1 protein-coding gene is annotated in these 1,361 nt (G+C 37.4%); it reads left to right on the top strand.

The features are described from left to right. Positions 1 to 1,361, top strand: a 1,361-nt coding sequence (locus tag F7018_RS11210; RefSeq protein WP_150900162.1) for an autotransporter outer membrane beta-barrel domain-containing protein, incomplete at both ends; no start/stop codon positions are given.

The following is a 1,361-nucleotide window of genomic DNA, read 5'->3' as shown; positions in this document are numbered from 1 at the left end:
TTTACAGGATTAGCTTCAGATACATATGAAGTTATCATAACCGATGCAAATGGATGTGCAACAGGGGCTTCAACAGTAACAGTTGCAGCGCCAAACGCATTAACAGGAACAGCAAGTATAACACAACCTTATACATGTGTACAACAAGGAGTTATAACATTTGCAACTCCAACAGGAGGAACAGCACCATATACTTATGGTATTGATGGAGTATTTTCAAATAATCCAGTAAAACCAAATTTAACAGATGCTACTTATGCATTAGTAATAAGAGATGCTAATAATTGTGAGTTTACTTTACCAAGTATCACAATAGCACCATTACCAACAGCGCCAACATTAGGAAGTTCAATAGCATATAATTGTGACGGAACAGGAAATGTAACGATTACACCAAATGTAGGAACGTATACTTATAGTTTAGATGGTGGAGCAGCGCAAGCGAGCAATGTATTTAATAATGTATCAGTAGGATCACATACATTTACAGTAAACTATGGAAGTTCGTGTACAGAAGATATTATTGTAAATGTAGCAGCAGGTCAAGAGTTTACAGCAAGTATTACAGGAAATACAGATAGTACATGTAATAATGCAGATGATGGAACAATTACTATAAATGCTTCAAATTACGGAGGAGTATCATATGATTATAGTATTGACGGCGGAGTAAACTGGGTAAATACAACAGTAAATCCAGTAATAATTACAGGTTTAGATAATATTACACACGATGTTCGAGTACGAGCTACAGTAGGATTGTTAACGTGCCCATTAAATTTAGGAACCGTAACAATATCAGAACCAGCAGCAGTAGGAGTAACAGCAACGATCACAAAACCAGCAACATGTGCGGCACCAACAGGAGCAACAATAGAAGCAGTAGCAACAGGAGGAACAGCACCATATGAATATAGTATTGATGGAGGGGCAACATGGCAAAACTCAGGAGTATTTACAGATGTAGCAGCAAGTGGAACAGCTTATACGATTACAGCAAGAGATAGTAGAAACTGTGCCTCAACAAGTAATGCAACAATTACGGTAAATGCACCAGATACAGTAACTCATACAGCTACAGTAACACAATGTTATAATGGAAGTAATGGGCAAATTGTAGTAAATGTTACACAAGGAAACGGAGATTACCAGTTTAGTTTAGATGGAGGGCCATGGCAAACACCAACTCCATCAACAGCAACAACTTATACATTCTCTGGGTTAACACCAAATACGTATACAATAGATGTACGAGATGGATCAGGATGTGTATCAGCACAATCTACACATACATTAAATCCACAATTAGGATTAACAACCACGTTAGTAGACGAGACCTGTAATACAGGAACGATAACAAT

The organism is Tenacibaculum aiptasiae (assembly GCF_008806755.1).
GTDB classification, from domain to species: domain Bacteria; phylum Bacteroidota; class Bacteroidia; order Flavobacteriales; family Flavobacteriaceae; genus Polaribacter; species Polaribacter aiptasiae.
This window is presented reverse-complemented; position numbering and strand designations above follow the sequence as displayed.